This window comes from Caballeronia sp. M1242 (assembly GCF_017220215.1).
Classification (GTDB): Bacteria; Pseudomonadota; Gammaproteobacteria; order Burkholderiales; family Burkholderiaceae; genus Caballeronia.
Window position 1 is genome coordinate 1,911,454 of record NZ_CP071129.1, and the last position, 15,203, is coordinate 1,926,656.

The window sequence follows — 15,203 nt, forward strand, 5'->3', positions numbered from 1 at the left end:
CTTATTTCTTGGAAAAAATCGCGCGCGCCAGGATATTCAGACCCAGCACGCCGAGCGTAATCAGGAACACGCCGGCCCACGCGAGCGTTTGCCATTGCGGGAACGGGCTCATCGCGAACTTGTAGATCGTCACCGGCAGATTCGCCACCGGCTGATTCATGTCGAGCGTGAAGAACTGGTTCGACAGCGCCGTGAAGAGCAGCGGCGCGGTCTCGCCTGCAATGCGCGCGACGGCCAGCAGCACGCCCGTCACGATGCCGCCGACCGACGCCTTCAGCGTGATCGACATCACCATCTTCCACTTCGGCGTGCCGAGCGCGAAGGCCGCCTCGCGCAGCGCGTTGGGCACGAGGTTCAGCATGTTCTCCGTCGTGCGGATGACGATGGGAATCTGCAAGAGTCCGAGCGCGATCACGCCGGCCCAGCCCGAGAAACGCCCCATCTTCGCGACGACGAGCGCATACACGAAGAGACCGACGACGATGGACGGCGCGGACAGCAGAATGTCGTTGATGAAGCGCGTCACGTTCGCGAGCCAGCGCTTCTGCCCGTATTCCGCGAGATACACGCCCGCGAGAATGCCGAGCGGCGTGCCGATGCACGTTGCCAGCACGACGAGCATGAGACTGCCGACGATCGCGTTGGCGAGACCGCCGCCATCGGTGTTCGGCGGAGGCGTCGACTGCGTGAACAGTTCGACGGACAGCCCGGAGACGCCGAGCTTCAGCGTCGTGAAGAGAATCCACACGAGCCAGACGAGGCCGAACGCCATGGCCGCGAGCGAGAGCGTCAGCGCGATCGCGTTGGTGCCGCGGCGGCGGCGTTGCAGCTTCATGCGCGTGGCGACGGTGCGCTCGTGGTCCTGATTGAACGTTGCGGGACGGCTCACTTTGCACCCTCCGCGCGCTGCATGCGCATCAAGAGCAGCTTTGACAGCGCGAGCACGATGAACGTGATGACGAAGAGAATCAAACCGAGCTCCATCAGCGCGGATGTATGCAGGCCGGGGCTCGCTTCCGCGAATTCGTTCGCGAGCGCCGAGGTGATGCTGTTGCCCGGAGAAAAGAGCGACACGTTGTCGAGCAGATTGGTGTTGCCGATCACGAAGGTCACCGCCATGGTCTCGCCGAGCGCGCGGCCGAGACCGAGCATGACGCCGCCGATCACGCCGGCGCGCGTGTACGGCAGCACGATCTTCCACATCACTTCCCACGTCGTGCAGCCGATGCCGTACGCCGATTCCTTCAGCAGCACGGGCGTGACTTCGAACACGTCGCGCATCACGGACGCGATGTACGGAATGATCATGATCGCGAGAATAACGCCCGCGCACAGAATGCCGATGCCGATGGGCGGTCCCTGAAACAGCGCGCCGATGAGCGGCACGCCGCCGAGCAGCGCGCCGAGCGGCTTTTCGAAGTACGTCGCGAAGATCGGCGCGAACACGAGCAGACCCCACATGCCGTAGACGATCGACGGAATCGCCGCGAGCAGTTCAATGGCGACGCCGAGCGGCCGGCGCAGCCACGTCGGCGACAGTTCCGTCAGAAAGAGCGCGATGCCGAAGCTCACCGGCACCGCGATGATGAGCGCGATGATCGAGGTCGCGATGGTGCCGTAGATGGGCACGAGCGCGCCGAAGCTCTCGCTGGGCGGATCCCACTCCGCGCGCCAGAGAAAGCTGAGCCCGAATTTCTGGATGGTCGGCATCGACGCAATGATGAGCGAGACGATGATGCCGCCAAGCAGGAGCAGCGTCACCACGGCCGCCAGCCGGGTAATGCCGCCGAAAATGATGTCGCCGATACGGCTCGGCGCGCGCTGCGATTGCGCCGCCGGCGGTGCCGACGCTAAGTTGATGTCCGACATGGGAGCCTTGGTTACGCTACGTGTCAGACGCGCGGCAACCTCTCGATCGCCGCGCGGCTTGTTACTGCTTCTTTACTGCTTCTTTACTGCTTGCTTTGCTGCATTTGTCCGCCGCTTCAGCTTAGGACAGTTTCAGACAATATGACTGCGCTACTTCGGCATTACTCCGCGACCGGCTTACCCGAACCATCCTTGACTTTCGCCTTCCACTGCGTGCGGATTTCCGAGACGACCGACTCCGGCAGCGAGATGTAATCGAGGTCGTTCGCAGCCTGGCCGCCGTTCTTGAACGCCCAGTCGAAGAACTTGAGCGTCTCGGTGCCTTGCGCCGCCTTGTCCTGCGTCGAATGCAAGAGCACGAAGGTCGCGCCGACGATCGGCCATGCGTCCTTGCCCGGCTCGTTCGTCAGGATCTGATAGAACGACTTCGACCAGTCCGCGCCCGCGGCCGCCGCCTTAAACGTCTCCGTCTTCGGCTCCACCACCGTGCCCGCCGAATTCTTAAGGCCGACGTAGGTCATGTGGTTCTGCTTCGCGTACGCCCACTCGACATAGCCGATCGCGCCCGGCAGACGCTGCACGAATGCCGCGACGCCGTCGTTGCCCTTGCCGCCCGTGCCCGTCGGCCAGTTGACCGTCGAGCCCTCGCCCACCTTCGACTTCCAGTCGGCGTTGACCTTCGACAGATAATTCGTCCAGATGAAGCTCGTGCCCGAGCCGTCCGCGCGGCGCACCACGGCGATGTCGGTATCCGGCAGCTTGACCTTCGGGTTCAGCGCCGCGATAGCCGGGTCGTTCCACTTCTTGATCTTGCCGAGATAGATGTCGCCGAGCACCTGGCCCGACAGCGTCAGTTCGCCCGCCTTCACGCCCGGCACGTTGATGACCGGCACCACGCCGCCGACCACCGTCGGGAACTGGAAGAGGCCGTCTTTCGCGAGCTCGTCATCTTTCAGCGGAGCGTCGGAGCCCGCGAAATCGACCGTCTTCGCGATGATCTGTTTCACGCCGCCCGACGAGCCGATGCCCTGATAGTTGACCTTGCCGCCGCCGCTTTTTTGATAGGCATCTGCCCACTTGGTGTAGATCGGAGCTGCGAAGGTACTGCCCGCGCCGGTGATATCGGCCGCTTGCGCAGAGATGGCCAGCATTGCGCCAATTACGCCAGCGAGCGCGGTGTGCATCAATTTCATGAGACCTCCAGGGTTGAATAGCGTGTGGGACGATACGCGAAATATAGGCAGTCTCTGTGACAGTAATGTGACTCTCGGTTAAGGGCATGTGACAGGCGACTTTCAAACGGAAAGTCGATCGTGCGTTCATTCGTCAGGCTGCGAACGTGCAATAAAAAAGCGGGCCGAAGCCCGCTTTTCGCGAAACGTGCATTCTTCCGCGCACGCTTACGACGTGACGTCTTTTACGACCTGCGCAATCGTTTCCGCGTGCCGGACGGCGTCCGCCTGCGCGGCGGCTTCCACCATCACGCGCAACACCGGTTCCGTTCCCGACGCGCGAATCAAGACCCGACCGCGCGATTCGAGGGATTGCTCGGCTTGCTCGACGGCGCGGCGGATGGCGTCGCTGTTTTTCCAGTCCGCGCCCGCTTTCATGCGCACGTTGATGAGCTTCTGCGGAAAAAGGCTCACGCCGTCGAGCAGTTCGGCGAGCGTCTTGCCGCTGCGCTTGAGCGCCGCGAGCACGAGGAGCGCCGAGACGATGCCGTCGCCCGTCGAGTGCCGGTCCAGCGACAGAATGTGGCCCGAGCCTTCCGCGCCGAGTTGCCAGCCGCGCTCGCGCAGCTTCTCGAGCACGTAGCGGTCGCCGACCGCAGCGCGGACGAACTGCACGCCGGCCTCCTTCAGCGCGACTTCGACCGCCATGTTGGTCATCAGCGTGCCGACCGCACCTTCCACGTTGCCGTGCGTCGCGATGCGGTCCTTCACCAGCACGTAGAGCAACTCGTCGCCGTTATAGAGGCGCCCGGCCGAATCGACGATCTGCAGGCGGTCCGCGTCGCCATCCAGCGCGATGCCGATATCCGCACCATGCTCCTTCACCGCGCGCACGAGCGCATCCGGGGCCGTCGCGCCGACGCCATCGTTGATATTGAAGCCGTTCGGCGACACGCCGATCGGCACCACTTCCGCGCCGAGTTCGTGGAACACGTGCGGCGCGACGTCGTACGCCGCGCCGTGCGCGCAGTCGACCACCAGCTTCAAGCCGCGCAAGTCGAAGCTCGCGGGGAACGTGCTCTTGCAGAATTCGATGTAACGGCCGCCCGCGTCGTCGAGACGGCGCGCCTTGCCGAGCCGTTCGGACGGCGCGCAGTCCATCGGCTGTTCGAGCTGCGCCTCGATCTGGTGTTCGACTTCGTCGGGCAGCTTGTTGCCATCGGCGGAGAAGAACTTGATGCCGTTGTCCTCGTAGGGATTGTGGGACGCGCTGATGACGACGCCCGCCGACAGCCGCAGCGCGCGCGTCAGATAAGCGACGCCGGGCGTGGGCATCGGGCCGGCGAGCATCACGTCGACGCCGGCTGCCGAGAAGCCGGACTCGAGCGCCGCTTCCAGCATGTAGCCGGACACGCGCGTGTCCTTGCCGATGAGCACCGTCGGCCGGTTGCCCTTCTGCGGCGACTGGTCGCCGCCCGCGAGCACCTTCCCGGCCGCGTAGCCGAGCCTGAGCACGAAATCCGGCGTGATCGGGGCCGCGCCCACGCGCCCGCGAATGCCGTCCGTTCCGAAATATCGTCTTGCCATTGTTGCGTGACCCTCCTCGCGGATTACGGCGCCTGTTCTTTATCCGCGTTGTTCGTTGGTGAACTGCGAGCGCGAGCGCCTTCGCCGCAGTGCTACGACGCCAGCGCGCGTCAATCGTGCGCGCGACGCGCCGCCTGCCTGGTGGCTTGCCAAACTTTCAGTGCGTCTACGGTCTCGGCTACGTCGTGCACGCGGATGATGGCCGCGCCGCGTTCGGCCGCGCACACCGCCGCCGCGACACTCGCGAACACGCGCTCACTCGCGCTGCGACCGGTGACGGCGCCAAGCATCGATTTGCGCGACATGCCGGCCAATAGCGCGCGATGCGTGCCGCCTGGCAGCGTTGCCGCGAGTTCGGCAAGTAGCGTGTAATTATGCCCGACGGTTTTGCCGAAGCCGTAGCCGGGATCGAATGTGATGCGATTCGCCGCAATGCCCGCCGTCGTGAGCGCGGCCAGCCGCTCGGCGAAGAAGTCTCGCACCGAGGCGACGACGTCGTCGTAGACCGGTTCGTGAAGTTGCATCGTGCGGGGCTCGCCGAGCATGTGCATCACGCACAGACCGCAGTTGCTGTCCTTCACGGCGTCGAGTGCGCCGTCCTGGCGCAGCCCCCAGATGTCGTTGATCATGTCCGCGCCGGCTTCGAGCGCGGCGCGCATCACGGCGGGCTTGTAGGTATCCACCGAAAGCGGAACCTGCACGCCGCGCAATGCTTCGACAATCGGGACGACGCGTTCGAGCTCTTCGTCGAGCGGCACTGGCGGGGCGCCTGGACGAGTCGATTCGCCGCCGATGTCGATCATGTCCGCGCCGTCTGCGAGCATCTGCTCGGCGCGGGCCAATGCCGCGTCGCGGGAAAGAAAGCGGCCGCCGTCAGAGAACGAGTCCGGCGTGACGTTCAGGATGCCCATGACGAGCGGTCGCTCGAACGTCAGCGTGAAACGGCCGCATTGCAGCGGCTCGGCGAGTGCGGGGGAGGAAGTGAGCGTGGTCAAGCGTATGGGCGAGAGCGAGTGGCTGGGCGTTCGACCCGGCAGAACGCGGGCCTGAAAATAAAAATGGGCCGGCGTGCAGTGCACGCCGGCCCATGATACGACTCGGGAAGCTTAGGCCGGCGCGGTTGCGCTGCCCGGCTTCACTTCGGTGCCGCTATTGCCGCTCGAGGGCGAGTCGCCCGACGGCGGCGGCATGTTCTTCGGCGGACGCGGCGGACGGCCGGCCATGATGTCGCTGATCTGGTCTGCGTCGATGGTTTCCCATTCGAGCAGCGCCTTGGTCATGGCTTCGACCTTCTCGCGGTTGTCTTCCAGCAGCTTGCGCGCAAGCGCGTACTGCTCGTCGAGAATGCGGCGGATCTCAGCATCGACCTTTTGCAACGTCGCTTCCGAAACCGTCTTCGACGCGAGCTTGCCGAACATGCCGTCGGGTTCCGTGTCGACGTACACCATCGTGCCGAGCACGTCGGACATGCCGTAACGCGTCACCATGTCGCGCGCCATCTTCGTTGCGCGCTCGAAGTCGTTCGAAGCACCGGTCGACATCGAGTTCAGGAACACTTCTTCCGCTGCGCGGCCGCCGAACAGGATCGCGATCTCTTCAAGCATCTTGTCGCGATACAGGTTCACGCGATCATGCTCCGGCAGTTGCCACGTAACGCCCAGCGCCCAGCCGCGCGGCATGATCGTGACCTTGTGAACCGGGTCCGCATGCGGCAACAGCTTGGCGACGACCGCGTGGCCCGACTCGTGGTACGCCGTGTTGCGGCGTTCCTCTTCACGCATGACCGCCGACTTGCGCTCGGGACCCATGAAGATCTTGTCCTTCGCGTCCTCGAAGTCCTGCATTTCGACGATCCGCTTGCCGCGACGCGCCGCGAAGAGCGCGGCTTCGTTCACGAGGTTCGCGAGATCCGCACCCGAGAATCCCGGCGTGCCGCGCGCGATGACCGATGCGTCCACGTCGTTCGCAATCGGCACCTTGCGCAGATGCACCTTCATGATGTGCTCGCGACCGCGGATATCCGGCAGACCGACGTACACCTGACGGTCGAAACGGCCCGGACGCAAGAGCGCCTTGTCCAGCACGTCCGAACGGTTCGTCGCGGCGATCACGATGACGCCCGAATTCGCCTCGAAGCCGTCCATTTCGACGAGCATCTGGTTCAGCGTCTGCTCGCGCTCGTCGTTGCCGCCGCCCATGCCGGCGCCGCGATGACGGCCGACCGCGTCGATTTCGTCGATAAACACGATACACGGCGCATGCTTCTTGGCTTGCTCGAACATGTCGCGCACGCGGGCCGCGCCCACGCCGACGAACATTTCCACGAAGTCCGAACCCGAGATGCTGAAGAACGGCACCTTGGCTTCGCCCGCAATGGCGCGCGCCAGAAGCGTCTTACCAGTACCTGGAGGGCCGACCAGCAGCACGCCGCGCGGAATGCGCCCGCCGAGCTTCTGGAACTTCTGCGGATCGCGCAGGAAGTCCACCAGTTCCGACACTTCTTCCTTCGCTTCGTCGCAGCCGGCCACGTCCGTGAAGTTGATCGCGTTGTTGTTTTCGTCGATCAGCCGCGCTCGCGACTTGCCGAACGAGAACGCCCCGCCTTTGCCGCCTCCCTGCATCTGCCGCATCATGTAGAACCAGAAACCGATGATCAAGATCGTCGGCCCAAGGTAGTACAGCGCGGAGACGAGCGCATTCGGTTCATCGTCAGCCTTGCCGCTGACCTGAACGCCGTATTTCATCAGATCGCCGACCATCCAGATGTCGCCGGGCGACACGATCTGGTACTTCTGGCCGTCTGTCGGAGTGACCGTGAGATTGCGCCCCTGAACCGTGACGTTCTTGACCTTGCCGTTCTTGGCGTCGTCCATGAACTGCGAATACGACACGCCTTCCTGGACGCGGGGCTTATCGAACTGCTTGAACACCGTAAACAGCACCAGTGCGATCACGAGCCACACTGCCGCTTTAGAGAACATATTGTTGTTCAAAGCACCACTCCTCACTCATAGACGGGCGCCTACATAAACCTTGCGGCGCCACCAAAGCATTCTAATCCAGACCGCTAACCCCTGCCATAAGGTTTCACTACCGCCTAAATAGCGTTAGATGGTCTTTTTTCGGCATAATCCGCGAAAACATCGCTGAAATTCGCCGACATCGTTTAAGCGGGTCCGGCAGCCGGATTTTTGAGCCGCCGCCCGAGGATGAAAGTCTCGGACGATTTATCCCGAGACGCCTTGGGCTTGCGCGGCGCGACGACTTTGAACTGGTGCTTGAACTTCTCGACGATCTGGCTGTAGCCGCTGCCATGAAAACATTTGACTAGCAGCGCACCCTCCGGTTTCAGATGGTTTTGAGCGAATTCCAGCGCCAGGTCGCAAAGATGCTCGATCCGCGCCGCATCCGCACTCGCTACTCCGGAGAGGTTGGGGGCCATGTCGGAGATTACAAGGTCGACTTGCCGCTCACCGACGATTTCGTCCAGTTGCGCGAGCACCGAGTCCTCGCGGAAGTCGCCTTGAATGAAAGTCACGTCCGCGATCGGTTCCATCGGCAGGATATCGAGCGCGATGATCGTACCGTCGATGCCGCCCTCGCGCTGCGCGTCGCGCTTCGAACCCTGCGCGAGCTTGTTGCGCGCATACTGGCTCCAGCTTCCGGGCGTCGAACCCAGATCGACGATGACCTGCCCCGGCTTGATGAGCTTATCCTGCTCGTCGATCTCCTTGAGTTTGTACGCGGCGCGGGCCCGATAGCCCTCGCGCTGCGCCATCTTCACGTACGGATCGTTGATGTGGTCATGCAACCACGAATGATTGAAGCGATTCTTTGCCATTCAAGCTGAACTCATGCCGCATTCGTGCGGCGTGGAAGGTGTTTCGGTGGCGCGAGCAGTCCGCGCCGATGCGTGGTCTCGGGATTGCGTGCGCGAAATCTTGCAGCAACATGCGGCGCTTTTAGCGGATAATACGCGTCTTGTCGGCCGGAACGTTTCCGCGGGCGCTCGAATGCGCCCGGCAATCGCGTCTTCGGCCTATTTTGTTTTTGGCGGCGGTCCACCTCGACCGGCCGAACCCGGCCATCTTGCCGGCTTCTTCGCACTTCGCATACGCGTTTGGCACGCCGTCAGGCCCGCGCCGCCCTATTTTAGTCGACTCCCCAATTTCTCATGCCAGCTCTCGAACTCTCTCCTGCCCAACGCTCCGACCTGCGCTCCCAGGCCCATGCGCTCAAGCCCGTCGTGCTCGTCGGCGCGGAGGGTTTGACGGATGCCGTGCTGAACGAAATCGGCGTGCACCTCGAAGCGCACCAGCTCATCAAGATTCGCGTGTTCGGCGACGACCGCGAAGCGCGCATCGCCATTTACGACGAAATCTGCGACCGCCTGAACGCAGCGCCTATCCAGCATATCGGCAAGCTGCTCGTCATTTGGCGGCCGGAAGGCGCCGCGCCGGCAAAAAGCCGCAACACGCGCACGCGCAGCACTATGCCGCCGAGCGCGGCCGAAGCCGTCGAGCGCCCTTCGAAGGGCCGCGCGCCGCGCATCGTCAAAGCCGTGAAAATCTCGCGCGATGCACCTGCGTTCAAAAAGCCCAAGAAGCAGACGCTTAAAGTGCTCGGCAACGAGCGCGTGACCGCGGGTGGCAACGTGAAGCGCGCGAAGAAGCGTCAGACGAGCTCGAAGCGCCAGCATCAGGCCGCGAAGTAAGCAGCGCGGCGCGAGAGCGTTCGCGCCGCATGTGGCCACGGCGCGATTAGCTCCGCGCCCGCTTGGCCGCCATCTTCGCCGATTTGTTCTTCGGCACGATGGCGCTCGGCGCACTGCCCGGCAAGCGCCACACGAGCGCGATACCGAAAAGACATTCGATCAGATAGATGGCGCTCGATATGCCGTGCAGAATGCCGAACTGCCGCGCATACGGCGAACTGGCGAGATCGGTGCCGGCTGCCTGCGCCGCCATCCGCAGCGAGTTCATGAACGGCTGCAACGCAAAGTAACCGGCGAGCACGCACACCAGCATCACGGCGACAATCCACCGCACGCGCTTATAGTCCGCGATACCGCTTTTCACGAAGCGATTGCCGATCAGAACGAGAATCAGCGCGCTGACGACGCCCACGAACGCCTCGATCCTGAAGTACTGCGCGGCCACCGATCCGGCCACGGCAGAGTCCAGCATCGAAAAGAGAACGGGCGTGGCAACGAGGCCGAGCGTCAGCAGGCTGCCGACCCAGAGCATGCTGACGATGCGAAAAACGCGGTGCGCGATGGCCATCAGACGTAACGGACAGCGATGATTTCGTACTCGCGCGCGCCGCCCGGCGCCTGCACCGACGCGACGTCGCCTTCCGACTTCGAAATGAGCGCGCGCGCAATCGGCGAGCTCACCGAGATCAGGCCGTGATCGATATCCGCTTCGTCGTCGCCAACGATCTGGTAGGTCACCGTATCGCCCGATTCCAGGTCTTCCAGTTCGACCGTCGCGCCAAAGACCACGCGGCCATCCGCATCCACGGTCGTCGGGTCGATCACTTGCGCCGCCGCCAGCTTCGATTCGAGTTCGGCGATCCGGCCCTCGATGAAGCCCTGCTTCTCCTTCGCGGCATCGTATTCTGCGTTTTCAGACAGATCGCCCTGCGCGCGCGCTTCCGCGATCGCGTTGATGACCGCCGGACGCTCGACAGCCTTCAGGCGTTGCAATTCGTCGCGCAGCAACTCCGCGCCGCGCTTGGTCAAGGGAATCGTGCTCATAGACAACCCAAAGCAAAAAACAGCCGTAAAAAAATTACCGCGGTTAGCGCATCTCCCGTATTAGGAGATACCGCTCAACCGCGGCTCGTGTTACTTAGACCAGTCGTCGAAGCCTTAGTTTAGGCGAGCATGCAAGCCTTGTAAATCATAGACTTCCAAATCGCGCAGATAACGCAGGCCTTCCACGGCGGCACGCGCGCCCGACATCGTCGTGTAGTACGTGACCTTGTTGGCCTGCGCGCTCATGCGGATGGAGCGCGAATCGGCGATCGCCGCGCGGGTTTCATCGACCGTCGTGAAGACGAGCGCGATCTCGCCGTTCTTGATCATGTCGACGATATGCGGCCGGCCGTCCTTCACCTTGTTGACGACCTTGACCGGCACGCCCGCCGCCGCGATGGCCGCAGCCGTGCCCTTGGTCGCGACGATCGGATAGCCGAGCTCGTGCAGCATGCTCGCCACTTCCACGGCCTTAGGCTTGTCCGCGTCCATCACCGTCAAGAGCACCGTGCCCGATTCCGGCAAGCGCGAACCGGCCGCGAGTTGCGATTTGAAAAGCGCCTCGCCGAACGTGCGGCCCACGCCCATCACTTCGCCGGTCGAACGCATTTCCGGTCCGAGAACCGGATCGACCGTCGGGAACTTGACGAACGGGAACACCGCTTCCTTCACGCTGAAGTACGGCGGCACCACTTCCTTCGTCACGCCTTGCTGCGCGAGCGTCTGACCGACCATCGCGCGCGCGGCGATCTTCGCGAGCGGCAGGCTCGTCGCCTTCGACACATACGGCACCGTGCGCGATGCGCGCGGGTTCACTTCCAGCACGTAGATGACGTCCTTCTTCGTGCCGTCGTCCTGCGGAACCTGCTGGATGGCGAACTGCACGTTCATCAGGCCGACGACGTTCAGCGCCTTGGCCATGGCAGCGGTTTGACGCTTCAGCTCGTCGACGGTCGCGTCCGACAGCGAATACGGCGGCAGCGAACAGGCCGAATCGCCCGAATGCACACCCGCCTGCTCGATGTGCTCCATCACGCCGCCGATGAACACGGCTTCGCCGTCCGAGATGCAGTCGACGTCGCATTCGATCGCGTCGTTCAGGAACCGGTCGAGCAGCACCGGCGAATCGTTCGACACCTTCACGGCCTCGCGCATGTAGCGTTCGAGGTCGCGCGGCTCGTGCACGATTTCCATCGCGCGGCCGCCCAGCACGTACGAAGGACGCACGACGAGCGGATAACCGATTTCTTCCGCAAGCTTCAACGCTTCGTCTTCGGTGCGCGCGGTGCGGTTCGGCGGCTGACGCAAGTCGAGATCCTTCAGCAGCTTCTGGAAGCGTTCGCGGTCTTCGGCGGCGTCGATCATGTCCGGCGACGTGCCGATGATCGGCACGCCGTTCGCCTCGAGGTCCAGCGCGAGCTTGAGCGGCGTCTGGCCGCCGTACTGCACGATCACGCCGACCGGCTTTTCCAGATCGACGACTTCGAGCACGTCTTCGAGCGTGAGCGATTCGAAGTAGAGGCGGTCGGAGGTGTCGTAGTCCGTGGACACGGTCTCCGGATTGCAGTTGACCATGATGGTTTCATAGCCGTCTTCGCGCATGGCGAGCGCGGCGTGAACGCAGCAGTAGTCGAACTCGATGCCCTGCCCGATCCGGTTCGGCCCGCCGCCGAGCACCATGATCTTCTTCTTGTCCGTCGGATTCGCTTCGCACTCGTCCTCGTACGTCGAGTACATGTAGGCGGTCTTCGTCGCGAATTCGGCCGCGCACGTATCGACGCGCTTGTACACCGGACGCACCTTCAGTTCATGGCGCTTCTTGCGCACGTCGGCTTGCGTCGAGCCCGTCAGCTTCGCGAGACGCCGATCCGAGAAGCCGCTCTTTTTCAGATACAGCAGTTCGTCGCGCGTGAGGCTTTCGAGCGCACGGCCTTGCAGCGCCTTCTCCTTCAGCACGATCTGTTCGATCTGCGCGAGGAACCACGGGTCGATCGACGTTTCCTCGAAGATTTCCTCGGGCGTGAGGCCGAGGCGGAAAGCGTCGCCGAGATACCAAATGCGGTCCGGGCCCGGCTCGCCGATCTCGCGGATCACTTCGTCGCGGCTCGTGGTCTTTTCGTCGAGACCGTCCACGCCGACTTCCAGACCGCGCAGCGCCTTCTGGAACGACTCCTGGAACGTGCGGCCAATGGCCATCACTTCCCCGACCGACTTCATCTGCGTCGTGAGACGCGAATCGGCCTCGCGGAATTTCTCGAACGCGAAACGCGGCACCTTCGTCACGACATAGTCGATGGTCGGCTCGAACGATGCCGGCGTCTGTCCGCCGGTGATTTCGTTCTTGAGCTCGTCGAGCGTGTAGCCGCAGGCGAGCTTCGCGGCGACCTTCGCGATCGGGAAGCCCGTCGCCTTCGACGCCAAAGCGGATGAGCGCGACACACGCGGATTCATCTCGATGACGACCATGCGGCCGTCCTTCGGGTTGATCGCGAACTGCACGTTCGAGCCGCCCGTGTCCACGCCGATCTCGCGCAGCACCGCGAGCGACGCGTTACGCAGCACCTGATACTCCTTGTCGGTGAGCGTCTGCGCGGGCGCGACGGTGATGGAGTCGCCGGTGTGCACGCCCATCGGATCGAGGTTTTCGATCGAGCACACGATGATGCAGTTGTCCTTTTTATCGCGGACCACTTCCATCTCGTACTCTTTCCAGCCGAGCAGCGATTCTTCGATCAAGAGCTCGCGCGTCGGCGAAAGATCGAGACCGCGACGGCAGATTTCCTCGAACTCTTCCTTGTTGTACGCGATGCCGCCGCCCGATCCGCCGAGCGTGAACGACGGCCGGATCACGGTCGGATAACCGCCGCTGCCGGTCGCTTCGGCGATCTGCGCCTGGACGGCGAGCGCCTCTTCCATCGAATGCGCGATGCCCGACTTGGCCGAACCGAGGCCGATCTTGGTCATCGCGTCCTTGAACTTCTGGCGGTCTTCCGCCTTGTCGATGGCTTCCGGCGACGCGCCGATCAGCTCGACGTTGTACTTCTCCAGCACGCCGTGATGGAACAGGTCGAGCGCGCAATTGAGCGCGGTCTGCCCGCCCATGGTCGGCAGGATCGCGTCCGGGCGCTCCTTCGCGATGATGCGCTCGACCACTTCCCACGAAATCGGCTCAATGTAGGTGACGTCCGCCGTGTTCGGATCGGTCATGATCGTCGCGGGATTGCTGTTGACGAGAATGACCTTGTAGCCTTCCTCGCGCAGCGCCTTGCACGCCTGCGCGCCGGAATAGTCGAACTCGCACGCCTGACCGATGATGATCGGGCCCGCGCCGATGATGAGAATGCTCTTGATGTCTGTGCGCTTCGGCATAACTGTGCTCTGTGGTGTTCTTTATGCGGCGACCTTCGCCGTCTCCATCAGCTTGATGAAGCGGTCGAACAGATACGCGATGTCGTGCGGGCCGGGCGACGCTTCCGGGTGGCCCTGGAAGCAGAACGCGGGCTTGTCGGTCAGCGCGAAGCCTTGCAGCGTGCCGTCGAAAAGCGAGACGTGCGTGACCTTGGCGTTCGCGGGGAGCGTCGCGGCATCGACCGCGAAGCCGTGGTTCTGCGACGTGATCACGACGCGGCCGTCTTCCATGTCCTTCACCGGATGATTCGCGCCGTGGTGGCCGGTCTTCATCTTCGTGGTCTTGGCGCCGACGGCGAGCCCCATGATCTGATGCCCGAGGCAGATGCCGAACGTGGGAATGCCGCGCTCGATGAATTCGCGCGTGGCGGCGATCGCGTAGTCGCACGGTTCGGGGTCGCCGGGGCCGTTCGACAGGAAGATGCCGTCCGGGTTAAGCGCCAGCGCGTCGGCGGCAGTCGCTTCAGCCGGAAGCACGGTCACGTGACAGCCGCGCTCGGCCAGCATGCGGAGAATGTTGTACTTGACGCCGTAGTCGAACGCGACGACGCGGAATTTCGGCGCGTCCTGCGTGCCGTAGCCGCTGCCGAGGCGCCATTCGCGCTGCGTCCACTCGTAACGCTCTTTCGTCGACACGACCTTCGCGAGGTCCATGCCGGCGAGTCCGGGGAACGAGCGCGCGAGTTCGAGAGCCTTCGCCTCGTCGTCGCTGCCGGCGAGAATGCAGCCGTTCTGCGCGCCCTTGTCGCGCAAAATGCGCGTGAGCTTGCGCGTGTCGATGCCCGCAATGGCGGGGATGCCTTGCGCCTTCAGATAATCGGAGAGGGTTTGCTCGGAACGGAAATTCGAAGCGAGCACCGGCAGGTCACGGATGATGAGGCCGGCGGCATGGACTCGGCTGGCTTCGACGTCCTCGGCGTTGACGCCGACGTTGCCGATATGCGGATACGTCAGGGTGACGATCTGGCGGGCGTAGCTCGGATCGGTCAGGATTTCCTGATAGCCGGTGATCGCGGTGTTGAACACCACTTCGCCGATCGTCGAACCTTCGGCGCCGATCGATTGACCACGAAAGACCGTGCCGTCGGCAAGTGCGAGAAGTGCTGGGGAGAATGACGGCAACACGGGAAGCTCCTTGGGGGAACACCCTGTTACCGACCTGTCTGTCCGAAATTCAGGCGTGGGGCCGCGGCACGAAACGAGCGCGGGCATCCTTGCGCGAGGGCGGCGGCTGACACGCGGGAAACCCGGGAATCGCGGCTCCGACCAGCTTGCTCGCACTAAGCGAACGAGGTTGCGGAGCGGACGATTGCGGCGTGCAGCGCGCGCTGCCAGGCGCAGCGAACGACGGTGTATGGGAGGTAGGCGCTAGGGTGCGGGTTGATATGCTCAAACCTTCGAATTATAGC

General features: G+C 63.4%; 12 protein-coding genes. 1 reads left to right on the top strand and 11 read right to left on the bottom strand.

Features of this window, described 5'->3' with window-relative positions; translation table 11 throughout:
* Position 1: 1 nt before the first annotated feature.
* From pstA to JYK05_RS08910, 7 genes are all read right to left on the bottom strand, one after another.
* Positions 2–889 (bottom strand): phosphate ABC transporter permease PstA, encoded by an 888-nt coding sequence (gene pstA / locus JYK05_RS08880; RefSeq protein WP_175944385.1) that lies wholly within the window; start codon positions 887–889, stop codon positions 2–4.
* Entirely contained in the window at positions 886–1,869 is a 984-nt protein-coding gene (gene pstC, locus JYK05_RS08885; protein WP_206466694.1) for a phosphate ABC transporter permease PstC, read from the bottom strand. Before pstC ends, pstA begins: the two co-directional genes overlap by 4 nt.
* 161 nt (positions 1,870–2,030) lie before the next feature.
* Entirely contained in the window at positions 2,031–3,062 is a 1,032-nt protein-coding gene (gene pstS, locus JYK05_RS08890; protein WP_175944389.1) for a phosphate ABC transporter substrate-binding protein PstS, read from the bottom strand.
* A 207-nt stretch (positions 3,063–3,269) separates the two neighbouring features.
* Positions 3,270–4,628: a phosphoglucosamine mutase gene (glmM, locus tag JYK05_RS08895; protein ID WP_206466695.1), complete on the bottom strand. Its 1,359-nt coding sequence runs from the start codon at positions 4,626–4,628 to the stop codon at positions 3,270–3,272.
* Between the two features lie 110 nt (positions 4,629–4,738).
* Positions 4,739–5,539 carry a dihydropteroate synthase gene (gene folP / locus JYK05_RS08900; RefSeq protein WP_206468260.1) on the bottom strand — a complete coding sequence of 267 codons (801 nt, stop codon included), beginning with the start codon at positions 5,537–5,539 and terminating at the stop codon, positions 4,739–4,741.
* A gap of 195 nt (positions 5,540–5,734) precedes the next feature.
* Positions 5,735–7,621 (bottom strand): ATP-dependent zinc metalloprotease FtsH, encoded by a 1,887-nt coding sequence (gene ftsH / locus JYK05_RS08905; protein ID WP_175944393.1) that lies wholly within the window; start codon positions 7,619–7,621, stop codon positions 5,735–5,737.
* A 173-nt stretch (positions 7,622–7,794) separates the two neighbouring features.
* On the bottom strand, positions 7,795–8,469 hold the full coding sequence (locus JYK05_RS08910; protein ID WP_175944395.1) for an RlmE family RNA methyltransferase: 675 nt from the start codon (positions 8,467–8,469) through the stop codon (positions 7,795–7,797).
* A gap of 333 nt (positions 8,470–8,802) precedes the next feature.
* On the opposite strand from JYK05_RS08910, the gene JYK05_RS08915 reads away from it, so the two are divergent.
* Positions 8,803–9,342 carry a YhbY family RNA-binding protein gene (locus JYK05_RS08915; RefSeq protein ID WP_206466696.1) on the top strand — a complete coding sequence of 180 codons (540 nt, stop codon included), beginning with the start codon at positions 8,803–8,805 and terminating at the stop codon, positions 9,340–9,342.
* A 46-nt stretch (positions 9,343–9,388) separates the two neighbouring features.
* On the opposite strand, the gene JYK05_RS08920 is transcribed toward JYK05_RS08915, so the two are convergent.
* The 4 genes from JYK05_RS08920 to carA form a co-directional block, all read right to left on the bottom strand.
* The gene (locus tag JYK05_RS08920; protein ID WP_371826374.1) at positions 9,389–9,910 is read right to left on the bottom strand and encodes a DUF4149 domain-containing protein; all 522 of its coding nucleotides are present in this window, start codon (positions 9,908–9,910) and stop codon (positions 9,389–9,391) included.
* Entirely contained in the window at positions 9,910–10,386 is a 477-nt protein-coding gene (greA, locus tag JYK05_RS08925) for a transcription elongation factor GreA (protein ID WP_175944399.1), read from the bottom strand. The genes JYK05_RS08920 and greA overlap by 1 nt, the downstream gene beginning before the upstream one ends.
* 114 nt (positions 10,387–10,500) lie before the next feature.
* The gene (gene carB, locus JYK05_RS08930) at positions 10,501–13,755 is read right to left on the bottom strand and encodes a carbamoyl-phosphate synthase large subunit (protein WP_206466697.1); all 3,255 of its coding nucleotides are present in this window, start codon (positions 13,753–13,755) and stop codon (positions 10,501–10,503) included.
* Between the two features lie 21 nt (positions 13,756–13,776).
* The gene (carA, locus tag JYK05_RS08935; protein ID WP_175944403.1) at positions 13,777–14,919 is read right to left on the bottom strand and encodes a glutamine-hydrolyzing carbamoyl-phosphate synthase small subunit; all 1,143 of its coding nucleotides are present in this window, start codon (positions 14,917–14,919) and stop codon (positions 13,777–13,779) included.
* Positions 14,920–15,203: the final 284 nt, after the last annotated feature.

Bases quoted from the DNA above. Each gene is read 5' to 3' on its own strand.
- pstS (WP_175944389.1), bottom strand. From the start codon at position 3,062: ATGAAATTGATGCACACCGCGCTCGCTGGCGTAATTGGCGCAATGCTG.
- JYK05_RS08920 (WP_371826374.1), bottom strand. From the start codon at position 9,910: ATGGCCATCGCGCACCGCGTTTTTCGCATCGTCAGCATGCTCTGGGTC.
- folP (WP_206468260.1), bottom strand. From the start codon at position 5,539: ATGGGCATCCTGAACGTCACGCCGGACTCGTTCTCTGACGGCGGCCGC.
- pstC (WP_206466694.1), bottom strand. From the start codon at position 1,869: ATGTCGGACATCAACTTAGCGTCGGCACCGCCGGCGGCGCAATCGCAG.
- JYK05_RS08910 (WP_175944395.1), bottom strand. From the start codon at position 8,469: ATGGCAAAGAATCGCTTCAATCATTCGTGGTTGCATGACCACATCAAC.
- JYK05_RS08915 (WP_206466696.1), top strand. From the start codon at position 8,803: ATGCCAGCTCTCGAACTCTCTCCTGCCCAACGCTCCGACCTGCGCTCC.
- greA (WP_175944399.1), bottom strand. From the start codon at position 10,386: ATGAGCACGATTCCCTTGACCAAGCGCGGCGCGGAGTTGCTGCGCGAC.
- carB (WP_206466697.1), bottom strand. From the start codon at position 13,755: ATGCCGAAGCGCACAGACATCAAGAGCATTCTCATCATCGGCGCGGGC.
- glmM (WP_206466695.1), bottom strand. From the start codon at position 4,628: ATGGCAAGACGATATTTCGGAACGGACGGCATTCGCGGGCGCGTGGGC.